Origin of the sequence: Streptomyces chilikensis, assembly GCF_001642695.1 — a bacterium.
Classification (GTDB): Bacteria; Actinomycetota; Actinomycetes; order Streptomycetales; family Streptomycetaceae; genus Streptomyces; species Streptomyces chilikensis.
Genome location: NZ_LWCC02000092.1, coordinates 1 through 966 on the forward strand (window position 1 = coordinate 1; position 966 = coordinate 966).

Annotated in this window: 2 protein-coding genes; both read left to right on the forward strand. The window is 77.2% G+C overall.

All coding sequences use genetic code 11. From position 1 onward, the window contains the following. Positions 1-69: adenosylhomocysteinase (locus A2U95_RS33825; RefSeq protein ID WP_166025469.1), on the forward strand; the 69-nt coding region annotated here is incomplete at its 5' end. A gap of 110 nt (positions 70-179) precedes the next feature. After that, positions 180-806 (forward strand): hypothetical protein, encoded by a 627-nt coding sequence (locus tag A2U95_RS23725; protein WP_166026575.1) that lies wholly within the window; start codon positions 180-182, stop codon positions 804-806. The last annotated feature ends 160 nt before the right edge of the window (positions 807-966 follow it).

Below are 966 nucleotides of genomic sequence, written 5' to 3' on the forward strand. Positions count from 1 at the left end.
CCCGAGCAGGCCGCCTACATCGGCGTCGAGGTCGAAGGCCCCTTCAAGCCGGACCACTACCGCTACTGAGCGGCGGTCCGCGGCACCACGTTCACGGCAGGCCCCCGCCCTCGCGGCGGGGGCCTGCCCCCTTCCCGAACCGCCCCGCGCCCGCCGTCCGGCCCACCACCAGGACCTCCATGCCCACCGGCCGCTACCTGCTCCACGACCCGTACGACCACCGCCCGCTGGGCGAGGAGCACTTCCAGTGCGCCCCCGGCCCCACCGGCTGGCGCTACGTCTCCCGGCTGCTCACCCCCGAGGGCGACCACCGGGGATCGGTCGACGTCACCCTCGACGACCTCGGCCGCCCCCTGCGCGTGGAACTGCGCGCCGGCGGCTGGCAGGTCCGGGGCGCCGCCCTCGAGGGCGTCACCTGGGTCCGCACCGACCCCACGGGCGAACACGCCACCGAGGGCAACGTCCCCGCCCACGCCTTCACCGGCACCTCACCGGCCTTCCTGGTCGCCACCGCCCGGCTCCTGCGCCCCGGCCTCGCCGGCGCCCCCGTCCGGGTCCGCCTGGTCGCGTTCACCGACCCGGTCCTGTCGCCGTTGACGGTGGACCGGACCTGGGCCCTGACCGGCAGCGAGACCCACACCACCGACAGCGGTCCCCTGGTGGTGGACGAATACCGGATCACCGACCTGGACACCGGGGAGCAGCACACCGTCCACCTGGCCGGCGACGTGGTGCTCGCCGCGCCCGGCGTCGAACTGGACGACCTCCGGTCACCGCCGTCGGCCTTCCGGGACGACGACCGGTAGACGCGCGCCGGGCGGTGGGGCCTTCCACCGCCACCCGGCCGGGCGGGTCCGTCAGACCGGCGGTGCGAAACCGCCGCCGGGACGACCGCCGTCGGCCGGGGCGGCGGCGCCGGTCGGCGCCGCCGGCGGCACGGGCACGACCGGCGGCACCGGGGCCGGA

Bases quoted from the DNA above. Each gene is read 5' to 3' on its own strand.
- A2U95_RS23725 (WP_166026575.1), top strand. From the start codon at position 180: ATGCCCACCGGCCGCTACCTGCTCCACGACCCGTACGACCACCGCCCG.